The sequence below is a fragment of the Mycobacterium colombiense genome (genome assembly GCF_001665835.1).
Taxonomy (GTDB): domain Bacteria; phylum Actinomycetota; class Actinomycetes; order Mycobacteriales; family Mycobacteriaceae; genus Mycobacterium; species Mycobacterium colombiense_A.
In genome coordinates this window covers 64,963-84,907 of sequence record NZ_LZSX01000089.1, presented here as the reverse complement: position 1 = coordinate 84,907, position 19,945 = coordinate 64,963, and the positions used below count along the sequence as shown (strand labels likewise).

Here is a 19,945-nt window from a genome sequence, read left to right as displayed (position 1 = left end):
TCTCTCGATCCGGGGCACCCCGGTTCAGGGCAGGATCCTATATCAAATATGATATTTGCCTTACGGGTGCCCGGTGGAGGCGATAACAGTGAAGGGTGTGTGATCGACAGTGGCGTTGTTGACAGGTCAGACCGCGGTAATCACGGGCGGAGCGCAGGGGCTGGGTCTGGCCATCGCGGAGCGCTTCGTCGCGGAGGGTGCGCGAGTCGTGCTCGGTGACGTCAACCTCGAGGAAACCCAGGTCGTGGCCAAGCAGTTGGGTGGCGATGATGTCGCGGTCGCCGTTCGGTGCGATGTCACCCAGTCGTCCGACGTCGAAACCCTGATCCAGACCGCCGTCGAGCGTTTCGGCGGCCTGGACATCATGGTCAACAACGCCGGGATCACCCGGGACGCGACGATGCGCAAGATGACCGAGGAGCAGTTCGATCAGGTGATCAACGTGCACCTGAAGGGGACCTGGAACGGCACCCGGCTGGCTGCCAACGTCATGCGCGAAAACAAGCGCGGCGCCATCATCAACATGTCCTCGGTGTCCGGCAAGGTCGGCATGATCGGCCAGACCAACTACTCGGCGGCCAAGGCCGGCATCGTCGGCATGACCAAGGCGGCCGCCAAAGAGCTGGCCTATCTGGGGGTCCGGGTGAACGCGATCGCTCCCGGCCTGATCCGCTCAGCCATGACAGAGGCCATGCCGCAGCGCATTTGGGATTCCAAGGTCGCCGAGGTGCCGCTGGGAAGGGCCGGTGAGCCCAGCGAGGTCGCCAGCGTGGCGCTGTTCCTGGCTTCGGATCTGTCGTCGTACATGACCGGCACCGTTATGGAAATCACCGGCGGCCGCCACCTATGAGTGCCGACGCCGTCGTCTGTGAACCTGTTCGGACCCCGATCGGCCGCTACGGCGGAATATTCAAATCGTGCAGCGCCGTCGACCTCGGCGTCACCGCCCTCAAAGGGCTGCTCGAGCGGACCGGGCTGGCGCCCGACGCCGTGCAGGACGTGATCCTCGGACACTGCTATCCCAACAGCGACGCACCGGCGATCGGGCGCGTGGTGGCGTTGGATTCCGGTCTGCCGGTGACGGTTCCGGGCATGCAGGTCGATCGGCGTTGCGGCTCGGGCCTACAGGCGGTCATCCAAGCGTGCCTGCAGGTGGGCGCCGGGGACAACGACCTCGTCGTCGCCGGGGGCTGCGAGAGCATGAGTAATGTCGCCTTCTACTCCACCGACATGCGTTGGGGCGGCGCGCGCAACGGCGTACAGGTGCACGATGGGCTGGCCCGGGGACGCACCACCGCCGGCGGCCGGAACTACCCGGTGCCGGGCGGAATGCTGGAGACGGCCGAGAATCTGCGCCGCCAGTACGGCATTTCACGCCAGGAGCAGGACGAGCTCGCGGTGCGATCCCACCAGCGCGCCGTCGCCGCGCAGAAAGACGGCGTCCTGGCCGAGGAGATCATCCCGGTCGCGGTCCGCACCCGCAGCGGCGAGGAACTCGTCGACACCGACGAACATCCGCGCGCCGACACATCGGTCGAGTCGCTGGGAAAGCTCAAACCCGTTCTGCTGAAGGATGATCCGGACGCGACGGTCACCGCCGGCAACGCCAGCGGGCAGAACGACGCGGCATCGATGTGCGTGGTCACCACACCGGAAAAGGCCGACGAATACGGCCTGAAGCCATTGGTGCGCCTGGTCTCGTGGGGCGTGGCGGGGGTCGCCCCCAACGTCATGGGCATAGGACCGGTACCCGCGACCGAGGTCGCGCTGGCCAAGGCAGGCCTGCAGCTGTCCGACATCGACCTCATCGAGCTCAACGAAGCCTTTGCCGCGCAAGCGCTTGCGGTGATGCGGGAATGGAACTTCAGCGCCGCCGATCACGAGCGGACCAACGTGCACGGTTCGGGTATCTCGCTGGGCCATCCGGTAGGCGCGACGGGCGGCCGGATGCTGGCCACCTTGGCGCGCGAACTCCATCGCCGCGAGGCGCGCTACGGCCTGGAGACCATGTGCATCGGCGGCGGCCAGGGCCTGGCGGCCGTCTTCGAACGGGTCGCATCGCGATGACCGGTTCGGCGTTGCCACTGGACGGCCTCACCGTCGTGGAGGTGTCGAGTTTCGTCGCCGCTCCGCTGTGCGGCATGACCCTGAGTCAGCTTGGCGCAGAAGTCATCCGAGTCGACCCGATCGGCGGCGCATCGGATGTGCAACGCTGGCCACTGGCGGCAGATGGCACCTCGATCTATTGGACCGGCCTGAACAAGGGAAAGCGTTCGGCCACCATCGATCTGCGTTCCCCGGAGGGCCACGAACTGGTCCAGCGGCTGATCATCGAGGGCGACGGCATCGTGGTGACCAACGCCGCGGGATTGTCCTGGCTCAGCCACGAAGTGCTGGCGGCCAACCGCCCCGACGTGATTCACGTTCAATTACTCGGGCGCGGCGACGGTTCCACCGGAGTGGACTACACGGTCAACGCGGGTCTCGGCTATCCGCTCGTCACCGGTCCGGCCGATCATGGCGGCGCGATCAATCACGTGCTCCCGGCCTGGGACGTGTGCTGCGGGCTGTACGCCGCGCTGGCGGTCGTCACCGCCGTCCGACACCGCGAGCAATCCGGGACGGGAGCGCGGATCAGCCTGGCGTTGGAGGACGTCGCCCTGGCCACCGCGGCCAACCTGGGGTTGCTGACCGAACCGCAAGTCAATGGGACGCAACGCGAACGGCTGGGTAACGCCATCTACGGCCAGTACGGGCAGGACTTCGTCAGCGGCGACGGCGCCAGGTTCATGGTGGTTACCTTGACCGGCAGGCACTTTCGCGACCTGCTCGCGGTGACGGGCACCGGCGCCGCGGTGTCGGCGCTCGCCGAGGCGCTGGGCGCCGATTTCGGGTCCGAGGGCGACCGCTACCGCTACCGTGACGTCCTGTCGAGTCTGTTCGCCACCTGGTTCAGCGATCACACCGCCGACGAGATCACCACCACGCTGTCCGCCACCACGGTGCTATTCGAGCAGTACCGCACCTTCGCCGAGGTCGCGGCGGGACCGAAGGTCACCGACAATCAGATGTTTTCGCGATTGCGCCAGCCCGGTCTCGGCGATTACTTCGCCCCGGGCCTGCCGGTCGCGTTCGACGGCACACATCCGGCCAGCGCGCCCGCGCCGGCCCTGGGGCAGGACACCGCCGACGTCCTTGCGCGTCTGGGGTTGGGCGCCGCCGACATCGAGCGCCTGACCAACGCCAAGACCATCGCCTGCTGAGCAGCCGGAAGGGAATCACAGCACATGACCAAACTCGCCCAGACCCTCGGATTGACCGAGGTGCAGACTGAGATCATCGCCACCGTAAGGAAATTCGTCGAGAAGGAAGTCATTCCCCACGCGGCCGAACTGGAACGCAGTGACACCTACCCGCAGGCGATCGTCGACCAGATGCGCGAGATGGGCCTGTTCGGCCTGATGATTCCGCAGGAGTACGGCGGGTTGGGTGAGTCGCTGTTGACCTACGCCCTGTGTGTCGAGGAGCTGGCGCGCGGCTGGATGAGCGTATCCGGCGTGCTCAACACGCATTTCATCGTGGCGTACATGCTGCGCCAGCACGGCACCGACGAGCAGAAGCAGCGGTTCCTGCCGCGGATGGCAGTCGGTGAGACCCGCGGCGCCTTCTCGATGTCGGAGCCGGAGCTGGGTTCCGACGTGGCCGCGATCCGCACCCGGGCCCGGCGGAACCCCGACGGCAGCTACGCCATCGACGGCCAGAAGATGTGGCTGACCAACGGCGCCACCTCCACGCTGGTGGCGGTGCTGGTGCGCACTGACGAAGGGTCGGACAAACCCCACCGCAACCTCACCGCGTTCCTCGTCGAGAAGCCGGTCGGTTTCGGTGAAGTCGTTCCCGGCCTGCGCATTCCGGGCAAGATCGAGAAGCTGGGCTACAAGGGCATCGAAACGACGGAGATGATTTTCGACGGATACCAGGCTGGTGCCGATGACGTGCTCGGCGGCACCACCGGCCAGGGCTTCTTCCAGATGATGGACGGCATCGAGGTCGGCCGCGTCAACGTGTCGGCGCGTGCGTGCGGTCTCGGGATTCGTGCGTTCGAGCTCGCGGTGCGCTACGCGCAGCAGCGCGAGACCTTCGGCAAGCCGATCGCCGGGCACCAGGCCATCGCCTTCCAGCTCGCCGAGATGGCGACCAAAGTCGAAGCGGCACACCTGATGATGGTCAACGCGGCGCGGCTGAAGGACTCGGGGGAGCGCAATGACGTCGCCGCCGGGATGGCCAAATACCTGTGCAGCGAGTACTGCACCGAGGTCACCCAGCAGAGCTTCCGGATCCACGGCGGCTACGGCTATTCCAAGGAATACGAAATCGAGCGGCTGATGCGCGACGCGCCGTTCCTGCTGATCGGCGAGGGCACCAGCGAGATCCAGAAGAACATCATCAGCAAGCGACTGCTCGCCGAGTATCAGGTGTAAGCGGATGAGCGTTCCGGAATTCGCTGCGCGGCCTCAACTTTCCGAGGACGTCGCGCGGATCATCCGCGGGCGGATATTCGACGGGGCGTACGCGGCCGGATCGTACGTCCGGTTGGACCAATTGGCCGCGGAGTTGGGTATCAGTGTCACACCGGTGCGTGAGGCGCTGTTTGCGTTGTGCGCCGAAGGCCTGATCAACCAGCAGCCGCGCCGGGGCTTTGTGGTGTTGCCGGTCACCGGACGCGACGTCACCGACGTGGCGAACGTGCAGGCGCACGTGGGTGGTGAGTTGGCCGCGCGGGCGGCGCTCAACATCACCGATGACCAATTGCACGAACTCAAGGAGATCCAGGCGCAGTTGGAGGACGCCTATGCCGGCGATGAACACGAACGCACGGTGCGGCTGAATCACGAATTTCACCGCGCCATCAACGTCGCGGCGGACTCGCCCAAGCTCGCTCAGCTGATGTCGCAGATCACCCGTTATGCCCCCGAATCGGTGTTTCCCGCCATCGAGGGCTGGCCCGAACAATCGATGCAGGACCATCGGCGGATCCTGTCCGCGCTGAAAAAGCATGACGACCAGCTTGCCCGCGCGGCGATGTCGGAACATCTTGCCGCCGGCGCGGTGCCGTTGATCGATCACCTGATCGCGCGCGGGGTGGTGGCCGACGGGGGCGGTCAAACGTCCTCGTGAACCCGCACCCGGCGGCAACTCTTGTTGCGTGCGCGCACCGAGGCATACGCTGCAACGCAAGGGGGCCAACCGAGCAGAGCGAGGAAGTATGTCCCCACCGCTTCGCGCATCGGCAGTTTTCGTAGCCTGCGTTTCGGCAATCGCGTTCGCGGCACCGGCTCATGCCGATCTGCTCGACCCCATCCCCGGCAACGGTGTCTTCGTCGTCGGGCCTGACATCGTGCCGGGCCTCTACCACACGAGTGGGTCGGGGTCGGCGTTCGGAGTGTGGATCAACAACGTGCCGACCCAGGACTCGATGTGCTCGTGGTTCACCTACAGCACGCCGGATGCGAACAAGGACCATGTACTGCAAACGAATACCTCGATCGGCCCGATGTTCGCCAACATCAACTCTTCGGTGCAGGCCTTCGAGTCGCAGAACTGTCAGCCCTGGACGCGGGTCCCCTGAGCCTGGTCTGACAACATCTCGCGCAGCCGACGGGTGTCGACCTTTCCGGTGCCGCCACGCGGAACGTCGTCGTCGGAATCCAGCAGCACCCACACCGTCGGGACCTTGAAGGCGCTCAGCAGAGCTCGGGCGGAGCCGCGCAGCTGCTCGGCACTCAGCGCACGGCACACCACCGCCGCGCCCACCCGATTGCCCGCAGCGCCCGGAACATTGGTGACGAAGGCGTTGTCGACACCTTCGATTGCGCGCAGGGCGCTCTCGACTTCGCTGGGGTAGACGGTCGCGCCGCTGACTTTGAACATGTCGTCGGATCGCCCGTGGTAGAACAGGAATCCATCGTGGTCGAGGTGGCCGAGGTCACCGGTGGGGTAGAAGCCGTCGGCGGTGAACAGCTCCTCGCGGGTGCGCCCGCAGATGCCGCGCAGCGTGTGCGGTCCACGGATGTGGATCATGCCGGTGGCGCCCGCCGCGACGGGCGCGCCGCTGTCGGTGTCGACGATGCGGACCTCCATGCCGGGGAACGGTTTTCCGCAGCTGCCCCACGCCGAGGCGGGCATGTCGGTATCGGCGGGGTAACCGCAGTACGGGCCGAAGGCCTCGGTCATGCCGAACAACGTGGCGCGCGCGCCGGGCTGGGCGCGCTGCTCCGGCGGTAGCAGGGCCTGCAGGCTCCCCGCCTGTAGCGCCGACAGGTCGGCGCCGGCCTCGCCGGCGTGCCGTGCCAATGTCTCGGCCTGGTCCGGCCAGCCCCGAAACAGCGTGACCCGTTCGTCTTCCAGCAGTTTCAGGGTCGTCTCTGGTCGGGGGATTTCTTCGGTCACCAGGGTGGCGCCGGCCAGCAGGGCCGAGAGAATTCCGCTGCCGAAGCCGCCCACCCAGAAGAACGGCATCGGCAGGTACAGGCGGGTCTCGGCGGTGATGCACCGCGCCGCAAGGCCCGACCGGACGGCGCCCAACGCGTTGCCGTGCGAGTGGATGACCCCCTTGGGCGATCCGCTGCTGCCCGAGGTGAACATGATCACCAACGGGTCGGCCGGGGTGACCGTCGCCGTCATGGGGTCGACGATGTTGCGGGCCTGTTCGCCCGCGACGGCGTTGTCGAGTCGGTCGACCGGCCAAACCTGCCGTAATGCAGGAAGTTCGGTTCCCCGCATCGTCGCGAGGTCGTCGAGGTAGCGGTGGCCGCGGAATTCCTCGACGCTGACCACGAACTGCACCGCGGCCGCCCGCAGTTGCGCGGCCAGCTCTGCGGCCGTCAACAGGGTGCTCAGTGGTACCAGCACCGCGCCGATACGGGTCAGGGCGATGGCGACCTGCACCCAGCGCGTGCTGTTGGGCATGATGAGTCCCACCCGGGTGCCCTTGCCCACGCCGGCCTCGATAAAGGCGGCGGCCAGATCCATTGTGGTGGAGTCGAGTTCGCGGTAAGTGATCCGGAAGGTGGGATCGATCACCATCGGCGTGTCACCGTCGTGACCTGCCCGCAACCGCACCAGCTGGTCGATGGTGCTAGACATCGAAGAGCTCTCTGAGTCGCCGCGTGTCGACCTTGCCACTGGACAGCAGCGGAACCTCGGCGCCACGTAGGGCGATGAACCGCTTGGGAATCTTGTAGGCGGACAGTTCCGTTTTGAGCAGCGCGACCAGTGCGGCTTCGTCGAAAGCCGCGGCACCGTCCGGCTGGACAACCACCGCGGCGACGACCTGCCCGCGCCGGGCGTCGGGAATGCCGATCACATAAGCCGGCGCCCCGTCGGTGACCCTGCTGATGGTCTTTTCCACCTCAGCCGCCGAGACATTGGCGCCCGCCGTTTTGATCATCGCGTTGCGTCGGCCGACGAAATAGACGAATCCGTCGGCATCGATGCGCACCAGATCGCCGCTGTGGAACCAGCCGTCGGCATCGAAACACTCTTCCCGGCTGCGCTTGTGGTAGTGCTGCATCAGGTACGGCCCGCGGAGGCACAGTTCGCCGGCCTCGCCGACGGGCACGGTGTTCACAGTGTCGGGATCGATGACCTTGGTCTCGAATCCCGCTGCCGGCTTGCCGAACGAGCCGCGCCGGTGTTCGGGTTGGTCGGATTCGTCTTCATCGATCAGCACGACGCTGCCGGCCTCGGTCATGCCCAACATGTTGTGCCGCAGTTCCGGGTCGGCCGGGCGGGCGCCGGGAGCCATGATCGGGTACAGGTTGCCGCGCCGCATCGACGACAGGTCGCGTCGGGGGAAGCTCGGGTGGTCGGCCAGGTGGGCGATTCCTGCCGCGAATCCGTTGGTGACGGTGGGCTTTTCGGCTTCTAGCAAGTCAAGCGTCGCCCCCGCATCGCTGGCGTTGGAACACACCAAGGTCGATCCGGCCATCAAACTCGCGAGCAGGCCGAACGCGAGCCCGCCGATCCAGAAGAACGGCGAATTGCAGAACAGCCTGTCGTCGGCCGTCAAACCCCGGATTCCATTGAGGTTCCGTTGATGCGCGAGCAGACTGCCGTGCGTGTGCACCACTCCCTTGGGGGCGCTGGTGGATCCCGACGTGTACACGATCGCCAGCGGATCACCTTCCGCGACATCAGCTTCGAGCGCCGTCAGCAGTGCCTGATCGACGGTATCGGCCAGCCGGTACACCGGCTCATGAGTGATCGCCACGTGGCGCAGCTGTGGTGCTGCGGCACACATCAACCGGGAACCGAGATCGGCACCGGAGAAGATCTCGGTCAGTCGCTGCACGTAATCGTGAGAGCGAAACGATGCGGCAGTCAACAGGATTCCCACGTCGCTGTCGACCAGTTGCTCGCGCAGCTCACGGGCGGTGACGAAGGTGGAGAACGGGACCGCCACCGCACCGATTCGCGCCGCGGCCAGCATCCCGACGACGAACTCGGGTCCGTTCGGATAGAGCAGCCCCACATGGGTTCCCTTGCCGGCGCCCAGGCCGATCAGACCGCGCGCGAGTCCCGCCGACCGGGCGTCGGCCTCGGCGTAGCTGATCCGGTCGGCATCGCTGACCAGAAGCGGGTGATCGCGGCGTAAACGGGCTTGCCGTCGCAGAAGCTCGGCGACCGTCAATGGATCAACGGGCATGGTCGCGCGGCACCGCGGGCTCACGGAAGAAGCCCCGAATCGCACCGAGATCGGCCTTTCCCGAAGGCGTTCGGGGGATGGTGTCGACGATCGCGATTTCAGTGGGTATCTCGTAGCGCGCCAGCCGCTCGCGCAGATACCCCACCAGCGCGTCGGCGTCGGCGTCGGCCCGTTCGCGTAGCTCAACCATGGCGACCGGTGTCTCGCCGAGGCGCTCATCGGGTCGGGCGATCACGGCCGCACCGGCCACGGCGGGGTGGCTCTCCAGTGCGATGCGGACGTCGTCGGGCATCACCTTGAAACCGCCGCGGATGATCGCCTGGTCGGCGCGGCCGACGATCCAGAGAAACCCATCGGCGTCGATCCGGGCCATATCCGTGGTCCTCATCCATTCCGCGGCAGGTCCCAGTTGGCCTGGCTTGACCTCCAGCAGGCCGACTTCGTCTGGGCCCAAGGGGGTTCCGTCCTCGGCGACCACCCTGAGCTGAGCGCCCGGATTGGCCCGCCCGACACTGCCCCGTTTGGCGTGCCAGTACCGCTGGTAATCGGGAAGGGTCCAACCCGCCACACCACCGCCGAATTCAGTTGCCGCATAGGAGGTCAACACCGGGATGCCGTACTTCTCGGTGAAGGCGTCGGCATCCTCGGCCGACAGCGGCGCCGTCCCGCAGGTGACGGCCCGCAGGCTTTCCAAGTCGGCGCGCGGAACATCGGAGTGCAAGACGGTGCGCAGTGCGGCCGGTACCAGCGACGCCGCGCGGGGCCGATGCTTGCGCACCGCCTCGGCCCAAGCGTTGAGTTCGAATCGTTCCAGCAGCACGAATGGTCGCGCCTCGGCGATGCATTGCAGCACCCGGAATACCCCGCCGATATGCACCAGCGGCGAGTTCACGATCGCGACGCCGCGGCGCAACTCTTGCGGCGGCGCCGCCTGATCGGGATCCGGCCCCATCACGCTGCGCGCCAGCATGTCGTAGCCCAGATCGATTCGCTTGGGCGGGCCCGTCGTGCCGCTGGTCAGCATGCGCACCGCGACACCGGATGGCGAAGCGGCGTCGCCTGCTGGGGGCGCGGACACGTCGGCGTCATCCAGCAGGCCCGAAATCGCGACCGCCGGCGTGCCCGCGGCGACCAGCGTCGTCAGATCGTCACTCTCGCCGACGATCACGGGAAGCTGCAGTCTCGCGATGTCGGTCTTGGTGCGCTCGTCACCGCGAGAGGGGTTGATGACCACGACCGTGCCGCCGCCCAGCAGCACGCCCAGAAACGCGGCCACGTGTCCCGGCCGGTTGCGCAACAGCATCCCGACCTCGGCTCCGGCGGTCACGTCGGCGATGCGTTGTGCCGATGCGGCGAGCCGAGCCCAGGAGATCCATTGGCCGCCATACTCGATGGCGTGCGCGTCCGGCTCCAGGTCGAGCACGTCGGCGATGCGTTGAACCAGCGGGTTACGCGGCATCAGCGAATCTTCGGTTTGCGCGCGGAGCCCCGGGCTTGGGAATCGCTTTGAGCGGCCAGCTCGGCGCTGCCCAGCGGATTGCCCAGCCGGGTGTAGATCAGGTTCTGCTCCATCGCGGCGCGGTAGGGCTTGTCCAGCGACTCCCAAATCGCTTTGACGGTGCCCGCGGTCGCGGTCGGCGGCTTGGCGGCGATGGACGCCGCGATCTCGTGGGCGCGATCCCACAGCTGGTCGGCGGCGACGACCTCGGAGACCAGTCCGATCCGCAGCGCCGTGTCGGCGCTGACCCGTTCGTCGTTGCCCATCAGGGCGATGCGCAAAGTTTCACCCAGGCCGATCCGCCGCATCAGGCCGACCGGCTCCAATGCGCAGACCAGGCCCGCCGACACGTGAGAGTCGAAGAACGTGGCGTTTTCTGCGCAGATGACCACGTCGGATTCGTTGACGAAGTAGAACGCGCCCGCGGTGCACATGCCCTGGACCGCGCACACCACGGGCTTCCACATCTTCTGCCACTTGGGGCTCAGCAGCTCCCCGGGATCCTCGTGGTTCCAGATGTTTTCGGGCTGGCCGTAGGGCGTCTTGATGTCAAGCCCGGCGCTGAACGCCCGGTCGCCGGCCGCGCGCAGCACCACCGCATGCACCGACTCGTCGAGTTTGACCGTGCGCCAGGCGCGGGCCATCTCCTCGCACATGGTGCGGTTGAACGCGTTCAGCTGATCGGGCCGATTCAGCGTGATGGTGGCGACGCGGCTGTCCGCGTCGACGTCGAGCAGAATGGTTTCGAAGGTCATCGGCATTGCCAATTCGGTTTGCGTTTCTCGACGAACGCCCTGGGGCCTTCGGCCGCGTCCTCGGTGCGCAGCACGCGTTCGCGGAAGGTTTCGGCGAGTATCTCCGCCTCGTGCAGTGGCACGTTCAGGCCCTTGAGAATTGCCAGTCGGGTCCCCCGAACAGCCAGCGGCGCATTGGAATTGACGATGTCGGCGATCTCGTGAGCCCGCTCCAGCAGGTTATCGTGCTCGACGATCTCGCTGATCAGCCCGAGCTCGTAGGCGCGTTGTGCGCTCATCCGCTCGTGCTTGCCCATCAACGCCATTCGCAGCGCGATCGAGCGGGGCAACACCCGAGACACCCGCACCAGCTCCCGGCCGGCCACCAGCCCGATGCTGACGTGCGGATCGAAGAAGGTCGCCTGCGCGGAAGCGATGACGATGTCGGTCGTCGTGACCCAGTCCATCCCGGCGCCACAGCAGATTCCGTTCACCGCGGTCAGCACGGGCTTGGCCATGGTGCGAAACGGCGGCGTGCCCTCCTGCGGCGCCTCCCACTGGTCGTACGTCGACAGGTACGGCCGCTCGTAGATCACCTTGCCGTCTTCGGGAATCTCTTTGACGTCGGCGCCGGTGCAGAACGCGCGGCCGGTGCCGGTCACGATGGTCAGCCATACGTTGTCGTCGTTTTCGGCTTCATCGTAGGCCGCTCGCAGCTCGGTGATCATGTGCGGGCTGAGCGCATTGAGGGCATCCGGGCGGTTCAGGGTGACGGTCGCGGTGTGCCCGTCGACTTCGTACTTGATCGTGTCGAACGAATCAGTGGGCATTGATCATCCCTTCGATCATCGGCCATCGAACTTCGGTGGGCGTCGCCGCCGGAAGGCCTCCAGGCCCTCCTTGAAATCACTTGTTCGGCAAGACAATTCCAGGTTGAACAGCTCCTGGGTCAGTGATTGGCTCAGCGTTGCATGCTGGCCGAAGTTCAGGGCCTGTTTGGCCAGGCCGATCGCGGCCGTCGGCCCGGCGGCCAGTCGGCGCACCAGCTCCTCGGCGGCGTGGTCGAGGTCGGGGCCGCCTACGGTCTGGTGAATCAATCCCCAATCGGCCGCGTCCGGCGCGCTCACCTTCTCGCCGAGCAGCAGCATGCGTTTGGCCCGCGCCAGGCCGGCCAGCCGGGGCAGCAGCCAGGTGGATCCGGAATCCGGGCTGAACCCGCGGTCGATGAAGGGTTCCCAGAACACCGCATCGTCGGCGGCCACGGTGAAGTCGGCGGCCAGCGCGAGGTTGCAGCCGAATCCCACGGCCCAGCCCCGCACGCTGCACACCACCGGCAGCTGGATGGTCGCGACGAGCTCGATCACCCGGTGAGCGGCGTGGGGGATCCGTCGCACCAGATCACCGGTGCGTGGACGTTGCCCGCCCGGATTGTTGGCGGCCACCCAGTCGGCGCCGGCGCAGAAGTCGTCACCCGCACCGCGGATGTGGACGGCCCGCAGCGAATCGTCGGCGGCGGCATCGGTCAGCGTTTCGACCAAAGTCCCGATCATCAACTGGGTCAACGAATTACGCCGGGATGGGCGGTCGATCGTCACCAGTAACACCGCACCGTCGCGGTGCACTGTTACCGAACCCTCGGCACCGGCCGTGTCGGCCCCCTGACTCACCGTCGAATCCGGCCTTTCTTCGCCGATACGGTTACCCATACAGTAGGCAATACGATTGATACGCTGTATAAGTTAGCAAGGATACGCTGCCTGCGAAACAACTCGGGGTGAAAGAGGGAACCATGGCTTTGTCGGAGGGGCATGCCGCGCCCGCGTCGGCGAGCAACGGCGACGCCAGATTCGGCGAGGCGCCGCTTGCCCAGACCGTCGCCGCAGCTGCCGCCATGCGGCGCCTGAGCTCGCTGCTGGTCTCCCTCGAGCACCCGCACCGGGCGGTCGACGCCATGCTGCAGAAGTTCGCCGAGTGGGAGGGCGAACTGTCGGCCGCGGCGCCGACGGACAATGCGCCGCGCATCGGCGAACTGCCCGACGATCCTCGCCGCGTCTACCTCAACCACGCAACCGATATCGGTGCGTACAATCCGTGCTTTCCCGAATACCGGTTCGACCGACTTGATGCCGAGAATGCAACGGGCAGTGTCGAGTTCCCGCTGGTGTACGAGGGTCCGCCGGGACTGGTGCACGGCGGATTCCTGGGCGTCTTCTTCGACTGCGTCATTCAGCACCACAACTGCGTCACCGGCCTGTCCGGCAAAACCCGATCTCTGGTCGTGACCTTCCGCCGGCCGACACCGGTGCTGACGGAGCTGCGATTCGACATCGCCCGCTCCGAGGGTGAGCGCGGCATCACGTCGACCGGGCGGCTGCTGCTCGACGACGAAGTCCTGTCTACCGGCGAGGTCAACACGTTGGCGTCACGGCCGGAGAAGCTTGCCGGATCGCGATTCGGCAGGCGCCGAAAGGAGTCCGATACATGACCGCCTCGAGCACCTCAGACGATCGCGTGCTCTTCGACGTCGATCCCGATCGGCGAATCGCGACCATCACGCTGAACAATCCCAAGCAACGGAACTCTTATGACGCGTCGATGCGTGAGGCCGTCGCCCGTTGTCTGGACCGGGTGGCCGAGGACGACGACCTGACGGTGGTGTTGCTGCGCGGTGCCGAGGGGGTCTTTTCCACCGGAGCCGACATGAACAACGCCTACGGCTGGTATGGCTCGTCCGCGCCACAGAACCAGGCGGCCGGCGACGACCGGGCGGCCAACCGACGCCCCAGCCAGCGCCGGCGACTTACCGTGGACCGCAAGTCTTTTGGCTTTTATCACAATTTCATGGGCTTCCCGAAGGTGACGGTGGGGGAGATCGCCGGCTACGCCCTCGGCGGCGGCTTCGAGATGGCGTTGATGACCGACATCTCGGTCATCGCGCGCGACACCAGGATCGGCATGCCGGCAACCCGTTTCCTCGGGCCCGCGCTCGGCAGCCTGCACATGTTCTTTCACCGGCTCGGGCCTGTGCTGGCCCGGCGACTGCTGCTGACCGGCGACATCATCGAGGCAGCTGAGATCGAACACCTTGGAATCTTCACCGACACCTGCGCGCCCGGCGCGGTGACGGCCCGGGCGCGATATTGGGCCGAAAAGGCGGCGAAGATGCCCGCCGACGGGGTCGTGATCGCCAAGGAGGCATTCCGGCTGGTCGAACAGAGCCAGGCGTACCAGGGCGAAGAGGTCGCCAGCTATCTGTTCCACGCCTTCGGCACCAATCTGCAATTCGGGCCAGACGAATTCAACTTCGTCAAAACCCGTGCGCAGCACGGCGCCAGGGAAGCGTTTCGGTTACGCGACGAGCACTTCCACGTACCGGAACCCGAAGACTGACAAGCGGTTCGGGCCAGGTTAGCGGGACGCTGCCGCCTTGGCCCGGCTCCCGGTCGTAGCCGACTTGGCCGGCTTGCGCTGGCGTGACGGCGCAGCCTTGCTGCCCTTCGACCCATTGCTCTCGTCGATCAGCCGGCTGGCGTGGTCGAGAATGCAGGTCAGGCCGTACTCGAAATTGGTTTCATCCGGAGCGCCGATGCGGTGACCTATCCGGGTCACCTGAGCCAGGAGCGGGGTCTTTTCCGGGTCGATCGTCACGGCGTCCTCGATGGCGCGGGGGCCGACGTCCGACGACTGGTTCTTTTCGTAGAGCCGTTGCAGCACCACCGATCCGCGGACGTGAACCGAAATCGCCGAATAGGTGTCGAACGCATCCTCCGGTGACAGGCCGGCCTGCACCAGATTGGAGACCGCCTTTTCCATCTCCTGAGCGCCCATCCGCGCCGCCTTCGGGGAAAGGGCCGCCCGAATCAGAATCAGGTCGCACAGAATTGGGTTCCCCATGAACGTCTTACGCATCAACCGCGCGTGGTTGGCCAACGTTTCGCGCCAATCACTGGCCTCGACATAGGGAGTGGCGAACACGTACTTGCTCAGGGCGCGGTCGGTCATCGCGTTGAGCAGGTCGTCCTTCTTGCGGAAGTACCAGTAGATGCTCGTCACACCGACACCGAGATGTTTGCCGAGCAGCGGCATGCTCAGGTTGTCGATCGACACCTGCTCCGCGAGTTCGAATGCGCCGCTGATGATGTCATCGGGATTGATGGATCCGCGTTCCCGTCGCTGGCGCTTATCGGCGGTTGCCTGTTTTGCCACTACGGGCACCTCCATCAAAATCTGTTTCGTGCATGCGGTCTGGCAGCCGTGCTGCCGGTAATATCGAATTTACCGGCACTTCTGATCTGACCTGCGTATACGCCGTCGTGTCGCATTCTTCCTCTGCTACTGTAATACCTATCGTAGGCTTTTTGGTAAACCGGCTGGACAGGCGAAAATGACCGGACTAGAGCTACGGATTAAGCGATGGATCTAGGGCTGGCGAATGCCACTGCGGTGGTAGTCGGCGGTAGCCGCGGTATGGGATTGGCGACGGCACGCTGCTTCGCCGACGAAGGCGCCCGGGTGGCGGTGGTCGGGCGTAGCCGAGATGCCCTCGATGCGGCGGTGACCGATCTCACCCAACGCGGCAGCCCGGACGCGATCGGACTGACCGCCGACATCGGGGACGACGATGCGGTCGGCGCGGTGTTCGGCGGGCTCGCGCAGCGATGGGACGGCGAACTCAACGCTCTGGTCATCACGGTGGGGCCGGGCGCCGCGGGCACGTTCGAAGACCTGACCGACGACCAGTGGCGCGAGTCCGTCGAAGACGGCGTGCTGGGCATGGTGCGCTGCGTGCGTGCCGCGCTTCCGCTGCTGCGCCAGGCGCAATGGGCCCGCATCGTCACCTTCTCGGCGCACTCGACTCAGCGGCAAAGCGTCATGCTGCCGGCCTACACGGCGGCGAAGTCGATGCTGACCAGTGTTTCGAAAAACCTGTCCCTGCTGCTGGCCAAGGACGAGATCCTGGTCAACGTGGTATCGCCCGGCAGCATCGCGTCGGAATCCCTGGTCGGCTGGGCGAAGTCGGTGGGGGTCGACGGCAACGACCCCTACGCCCTGATGGAGGCCATCGCCAAGCATTTCGGCCACCCCGCACACATGCCGCGTGCGGGCCTGCCGGACGAAATCGGCCCGGTCGCCGCGTTCCTGGCCTCGCGACGCAACTCCTACATGACCGGAGCCAACATCAACGTCGATGGCGGCTCAGACTTCACCTGACCACGGGTTCAAGAAATCGATTGGCAGACAAAAGGAGTCGACCATGGCTACGGCAGCAGAGGCGCGCGCGTGGGCGCCCGGCGCATTGCGGGGGATCGGTGACTCCCTCTATACCCCGTTCTGCGGCACCGACGGCGATGACATCGATTGGGACGCCTACCGGACGCTGGTGCGCTACTGCGTGGGTGATCTCGGGCATCCGATGTTGTGGTGCACCAGCGGAATCGCCGAGTTCTGGTCGCTGACCCTCGACGAGCGCAAACGCCTGCTGGAGGTGGCGGTCGAGGAGGCGCGCAGCATCAATCCCGACGTGGTGGTGCAGGCCTGCACGGCGGCCATGTCGGCGAAGGACTGTGTGGACTTGACGCTGCACGCCCAGGAGGCGGGTGCTGACATCGCCTACATTCAAACGCCGATGATGGAGGCGCACGGCGGCGACGGCGTGCTGCGCTTCTTCAAATACGTGGCGGCGCGCACGAATATCGCGTTGGGCATGTTCAATTCGCCCTCGTCGGGTTACGTGCTGACACCGGCCGAGAGCGCCCGGATCTACAACGAGGTGCTTGCGGTGTGCGCCACCAAGGAGGGCGCCTTCCGGCCGGCGAGCAGCCGGATGCTGCATGAGCTGGCGCCAGGTCTGGCGGTGTGGGAATGCGACAGGACGGTGTACCGGGCCGGTTGGCTGCGCGACGGGATCGTCTGTCCGGCACAACTGGGTACCGCGGGTTACCTTTTCGAAACGCCCACGCGGCGATTGTTTTCCGAATATTGGGATCTGATTCAGAGCGACAAACTCGTCGAGGCCATGGATTACGGCCGCGAGTCCGGCCTGGACCAGTTCGACCTCGACGTCGGACCCTGGTGGACTTGCTACCCGGGGCGCGCGGACTACTTCACGCACTGGGGCGGGGCGTTCAAGTACGCCGCATCGCTGCTTGGGCTGCCAATCGGGGCCTATCCGCATTCCCGTCCTCCGCAGGCCGAGCTGCCCGACGAGGCGAAGGTCCAGATCGAGAACGCCTACCGGCGCCTGGGTCTACTGGAAACCGTGTTGCAGTAGCAGGGATTACACAGCGAAGCGGGCCCGGTCAGTGACCGGGCCCGCTCGATTGGCCGGGCGTCTACTTCTGCTCGGCCCGCTCACGCTCCTCGTAGGCCTTGGCCTTGCCGCGGGCTTTCTCAGCGGCGGTTTCCTTCTTGCCGGCGTTACGCTGCGCGTCCGCCTTGTCCTGCTGAGCCTTACCCTCTTCGATCAGGCCGTTGTTGCCGATGATGATCCCGATGACCTGCTTGGTCTTGCCGAGGGCATCTTCGACGATGCCCCGAACGAGTTCGACCGGGCCGCTCTTGACGTCAACCATTCCATCTACCTCCCATTGTCGGCTGGCTCCTGATGGGTTTCCCGATCGCGCGAGGGACGCAAACGTGGCTCCAACGTGTCCCACACCACAAGAATCAAGTCTTGCCACGTCGCCGGGCGTTTGTCCGCCGAAAAAGAATTGCCGGCGTTCGGTTACGGCACCGTCAAATTTGTTGCCCGCGGGGCCGTCGATCCACCGGTGGCTGGAGCGACGGTTCGGCGCCCGAAAGCGCAGATTAGTAGGGGTTTCGCACCCGACTGGCGCCGGTTGTGGAATGCAGTACCGATAGGTATACAGTATGGGTACAAACTCGCCTGCTGGTCAGCTATGAGGGGACGGTCCGATGAGCGCCGCCGACCGTGTGGTCACCGATGAGGCGGTGCTGTATGAGACCACTGAAACCGGTGTTGCAATTCTGACGTTCAATCGCCCGGATCGCCTCAACGCCTGGGGCCCCGACATCGCCGCCGGGTTCTACGCGGCGATCGACCGCGCCGAGCAGGACCCGGCCGTCCGGGCCATCGTGTTGACCGGCCGGGGCCGGGGGTTTTGTGCGGGCGCGTATTTGGGTGCGCCGAGTTCAGCACCCAGCTACGGCGAGACGATGGAGAAGGCGGGTCAGACCAACCTGGCCGACCTGGTCGGGGAGCGCCCGCCCCACTTCGTCACGACGCTGCGCAAGCCCGTCATCGCGGCCATCAACGGTGCGTGTGTCGGCATCGGCTTGACCCAGGCGCTGATGTGCGATGTCCGGTTCGCCGCCGTCGGCGCGAAGTTCGGCGCCGTGTTCGCGCGCCGCGGTCTGATCGCGGAGTTCGGGATTTCCTGGATACTGCCGCGGCTGACCAACTGGGGCGTGGCTCTCGATCTGTTGCTGAGCGGGCGGACCTTCCTCGCCGAGGAGGCGGCCGAGCTGGGCCTCGTGAAAGAGGTTGTCGCTCCGGACAGTCTGATGAAGCGTGCGCTGGACTACGCCGAGGACATCGCAACGAATTGCTCCCCGGCGTCGATGGCGGTGATCAAGAGGCAGGTTTACGGCGACGCGACCCGCGACGTCGAACAGGCCAATTCGCTCGCCGAGGTTTTGTTGCACGAGGCCATGCCGCGCCCGGACGTGATCGAGGGCATCACGAGTTTTCTCGAGAAGCGGCCGCCGCAATTTCCATCGCTCGATTCGACCGACGCTTAGTGTTCGCCGGCAATGGCGGAAAGGATGATCATGGCTGACTTGGGTTACCAGGCGATCGACGTTGACAATCACTACTACGAGCCCCTGGACTCGTTCACCCGCCACTTGGACAAGAAGTTCAAACGGCGCGGCGTCCAGATGGTCAATGAGGGCAAGCGGACGTGGGCCGTGATCGGGGATCGCGTCAACCACTTCATCCCCAACCCCACCTTCGACCCGATCATCGTGCCGGGCTGCCTCGACCTGTTGTTCCGCGGCGAGATTCCCGAAGGCGTCGACCCGGCCTCGCTGATGAAGGTCGAACGGTTGGCGGACCATCCCGAGTATCAGAACCGCGACGCCCGGATCGCGGTGATGGACACCCAGGACATCGAGACGGTGTTCATGCTGCCGACCTTCGGGTGCGGGGTCGAGGAGGCGCTCAAACACGACATCGAGGCGACGATGGCGTCGGTGCATGCGTTCAATCTGTGGCTCGACGAGGACTGGGGCTTCGACCGGTCCGATCGCCGAATCATTGCCGCGCCGATCATTTCGCTGGCCGACCCGGCCAAGGCCGTCGAAGAGGTCGAGTTCGTGTTGGCGCGCGGCGCCAAGCTGGTGCTGGTGCGTCCGGCGCCGGTTCCCGGCCTGGTCAAGCCGCGATCGCTGGGCGATCCCAGCCACGACCCGGTGTGGGCCCGGCTGGCCGAGGCGGGGGTCCCGGTGGGATTCCACCTGTCCGACAGCGGTTATCTGCACATCGCGGCGGCGTGGGGCGGCAAGGCGACGTTCGAGGGCTTCGGCGCGAAAGATCCACTGGACCAGGTGCTACTCGACGACCGCGCCATCCACGACACGATGGCCTCGATGATCGTGCACGGGGTGTTCACCCGTCATCCGAAACTCAAGGCGGTCAGCATCGAGAACGGCTCATACTTCGTGCACAGGCTGATCAAGCGGCTGAAGAAGGCGGCGAACACCCAGCCCCAGTGGTTCCCCGAAGACCCGGTGGAGCAGCTGCGAAACAACGTGTGGATCGCCCCCTACTACGAGGACGACCTGCCGGAGCTGGCCGAGGCCATCGGCGTCGACAAGATTCTGTTCGGTTCCGACTGGCCGCACGGAGAGGGTCTCGAATCGCCGCTGTCGTTTGCCGAGGAGCTGAAAGGCTTCAGCGAGTCCGACGTTCGAAAGATCATGCGGGACAACGCGCTAGACCTGCTTGGCATCCAAGTCGGCTCGGCTGCCTGATCGACTTGAATA

At 65.8% G+C, this 19,945-nt stretch carries 20 protein-coding genes; 12 read left to right on the top strand and 8 right to left on the bottom strand.

What is annotated here, in order from left to right; all coding sequences use genetic code 11:
• Positions 1 to 109 precede the first annotated feature (109 nt).
• The 6 genes from fabG (at position 110) to A5760_RS22275 (ending at position 5,629) form a co-directional block, all read left to right on the top strand.
• Positions 110 to 850: a 3-oxoacyl-ACP reductase FabG gene (fabG, locus tag A5760_RS22300; RefSeq protein ID WP_064884824.1), complete on the top strand. Its 741-nt coding sequence runs from the start codon at positions 110 to 112 to the stop codon at positions 848 to 850.
• The gene (locus tag A5760_RS22295; RefSeq protein WP_064884822.1) at positions 847 to 2,067 is read left to right on the top strand and encodes an acetyl-CoA C-acetyltransferase; all 1,221 of its coding nucleotides are present in this window, start codon (positions 847 to 849) and stop codon (positions 2,065 to 2,067) included. Before fabG ends, A5760_RS22295 begins: the two co-directional genes overlap by 4 nt.
• Positions 2,064 to 3,263, top strand: a complete 1,200-nt coding sequence (locus tag A5760_RS22290) for a CoA transferase (RefSeq protein WP_064884820.1) — start codon at positions 2,064 to 2,066, stop codon at positions 3,261 to 3,263. Before A5760_RS22295 ends, A5760_RS22290 begins: the two co-directional genes overlap by 4 nt.
• Positions 3,264 to 3,287: 24 nt before the next feature.
• Positions 3,288 to 4,481 (top strand): acyl-CoA dehydrogenase family protein, encoded by a 1,194-nt coding sequence (locus A5760_RS22285; RefSeq protein ID WP_064884818.1) that lies wholly within the window; start codon positions 3,288 to 3,290, stop codon positions 4,479 to 4,481.
• A gap of 4 nt (positions 4,482 to 4,485) precedes the next feature.
• Positions 4,486 to 5,178 (top strand): GntR family transcriptional regulator, encoded by a 693-nt coding sequence (locus A5760_RS22280; protein ID WP_064884815.1) that lies wholly within the window; start codon positions 4,486 to 4,488, stop codon positions 5,176 to 5,178.
• Between the two features lie 88 nt (positions 5,179 to 5,266).
• Positions 5,267 to 5,629: a hypothetical protein gene (locus tag A5760_RS22275; protein ID WP_064884813.1), complete on the top strand. Its 363-nt coding sequence runs from the start codon at positions 5,267 to 5,269 to the stop codon at positions 5,627 to 5,629.
• On the opposite strand, the gene A5760_RS22270 is transcribed toward A5760_RS22275, so the two are convergent.
• Genes A5760_RS22270 through A5760_RS22245 form a run of 6 tightly spaced genes read right to left on the bottom strand, consistent with a single transcriptional unit; the run spans position 5,605 to position 12,606 of the window.
• On the bottom strand, positions 5,605 to 7,146 hold the full coding sequence (locus tag A5760_RS22270; protein WP_064884812.1) for a class I adenylate-forming enzyme family protein: 1,542 nt from the start codon (positions 7,144 to 7,146) through the stop codon (positions 5,605 to 5,607). The two genes, A5760_RS22275 and A5760_RS22270, sit on opposite strands and share 25 nt — an antisense overlap.
• Entirely contained in the window at positions 7,139 to 8,707 is a 1,569-nt protein-coding gene (locus tag A5760_RS22265) for a class I adenylate-forming enzyme family protein (RefSeq protein WP_064885053.1), read from the bottom strand. The genes A5760_RS22270 and A5760_RS22265 overlap by 8 nt, the downstream gene beginning before the upstream one ends.
• Complete coding sequence (locus A5760_RS22260) at positions 8,697 to 10,166, bottom strand: class I adenylate-forming enzyme family protein (RefSeq protein ID WP_064884810.1); 1,470 nt, start codon at positions 10,164 to 10,166, stop codon at positions 8,697 to 8,699. The genes A5760_RS22265 and A5760_RS22260 overlap by 11 nt, the downstream gene beginning before the upstream one ends.
• The gene (locus tag A5760_RS22255) at positions 10,166 to 10,966 is read right to left on the bottom strand and encodes an enoyl-CoA hydratase/isomerase family protein (protein WP_196772169.1); all 801 of its coding nucleotides are present in this window, start codon (positions 10,964 to 10,966) and stop codon (positions 10,166 to 10,168) included. The genes A5760_RS22260 and A5760_RS22255 overlap by 1 nt, the downstream gene beginning before the upstream one ends.
• Positions 10,957 to 11,769, bottom strand: coding sequence for an enoyl-CoA hydratase/isomerase family protein (locus A5760_RS22250; RefSeq protein ID WP_064884808.1), 813 nt, complete (start codon positions 11,767 to 11,769; stop codon positions 10,957 to 10,959). Before A5760_RS22250 ends, A5760_RS22255 begins: the two co-directional genes overlap by 10 nt.
• Positions 11,770 to 11,784: 15 nt before the next feature.
• Positions 11,785 to 12,606, bottom strand: coding sequence for an enoyl-CoA hydratase/isomerase family protein (locus A5760_RS22245; protein ID WP_064885049.1), 822 nt, complete (start codon positions 12,604 to 12,606; stop codon positions 11,785 to 11,787).
• A 122-nt stretch (positions 12,607 to 12,728) separates the two neighbouring features.
• Here A5760_RS22245 and A5760_RS22240 point away from each other — a divergent pair, with 122 nt between their 5' ends.
• Both A5760_RS22240 and A5760_RS22235 read left to right on the top strand, forming a co-directional pair.
• Positions 12,729 to 13,424, top strand: a complete 696-nt coding sequence (locus A5760_RS22240) for a hypothetical protein (RefSeq protein ID WP_064884806.1) — start codon at positions 12,729 to 12,731, stop codon at positions 13,422 to 13,424.
• Complete coding sequence (locus tag A5760_RS22235; protein WP_064884803.1) at positions 13,421 to 14,329, top strand: enoyl-CoA hydratase/isomerase family protein; 909 nt, start codon at positions 13,421 to 13,423, stop codon at positions 14,327 to 14,329. The genes A5760_RS22240 and A5760_RS22235 overlap by 4 nt, the downstream gene beginning before the upstream one ends.
• An 18-nt stretch (positions 14,330 to 14,347) precedes the next feature.
• Here the strand turns inward: A5760_RS22235 and A5760_RS22230 are convergent, their stop codons facing one another.
• Positions 14,348 to 15,160 carry a TetR/AcrR family transcriptional regulator gene (locus A5760_RS22230; protein WP_064884801.1) on the bottom strand — a complete coding sequence of 271 codons (813 nt, stop codon included), beginning with the start codon at positions 15,158 to 15,160 and terminating at the stop codon, positions 14,348 to 14,350.
• A 192-nt stretch (positions 15,161 to 15,352) separates the two neighbouring features.
• On the opposite strand from A5760_RS22230, the gene A5760_RS22225 reads away from it, so the two are divergent.
• Complete coding sequence (locus A5760_RS22225; RefSeq protein ID WP_064884799.1) at positions 15,353 to 16,150, top strand: SDR family NAD(P)-dependent oxidoreductase; 798 nt, start codon at positions 15,353 to 15,355, stop codon at positions 16,148 to 16,150.
• A 43-nt stretch (positions 16,151 to 16,193) separates the two neighbouring features.
• Positions 16,194 to 17,210 (top strand): dihydrodipicolinate synthase family protein, encoded by a 1,017-nt coding sequence (locus A5760_RS22220; protein WP_064884797.1) that lies wholly within the window; start codon positions 16,194 to 16,196, stop codon positions 17,208 to 17,210.
• A gap of 61 nt (positions 17,211 to 17,271) precedes the next feature.
• On the opposite strand, the gene A5760_RS22215 is transcribed toward A5760_RS22220, so the two are convergent.
• A complete protein-coding gene (locus tag A5760_RS22215; RefSeq protein WP_064884795.1) occupies positions 17,272 to 17,511 on the bottom strand; it encodes a CsbD family protein in 240 nt (79 codons plus the stop codon).
• Between the two features lie 343 nt (positions 17,512 to 17,854).
• On the opposite strand from A5760_RS22215, the gene A5760_RS22210 reads away from it, so the two are divergent.
• Complete coding sequence (locus A5760_RS22210; RefSeq protein WP_064884793.1) at positions 17,855 to 18,700, top strand: enoyl-CoA hydratase; 846 nt, start codon at positions 17,855 to 17,857, stop codon at positions 18,698 to 18,700.
• A gap of 30 nt (positions 18,701 to 18,730) precedes the next feature.
• Positions 18,731 to 19,933, top strand: a complete 1,203-nt coding sequence (locus A5760_RS22205) for an amidohydrolase family protein (protein ID WP_064885047.1) — start codon at positions 18,731 to 18,733, stop codon at positions 19,931 to 19,933.
• Positions 19,934 to 19,945 lie beyond the last annotated feature (12 nt).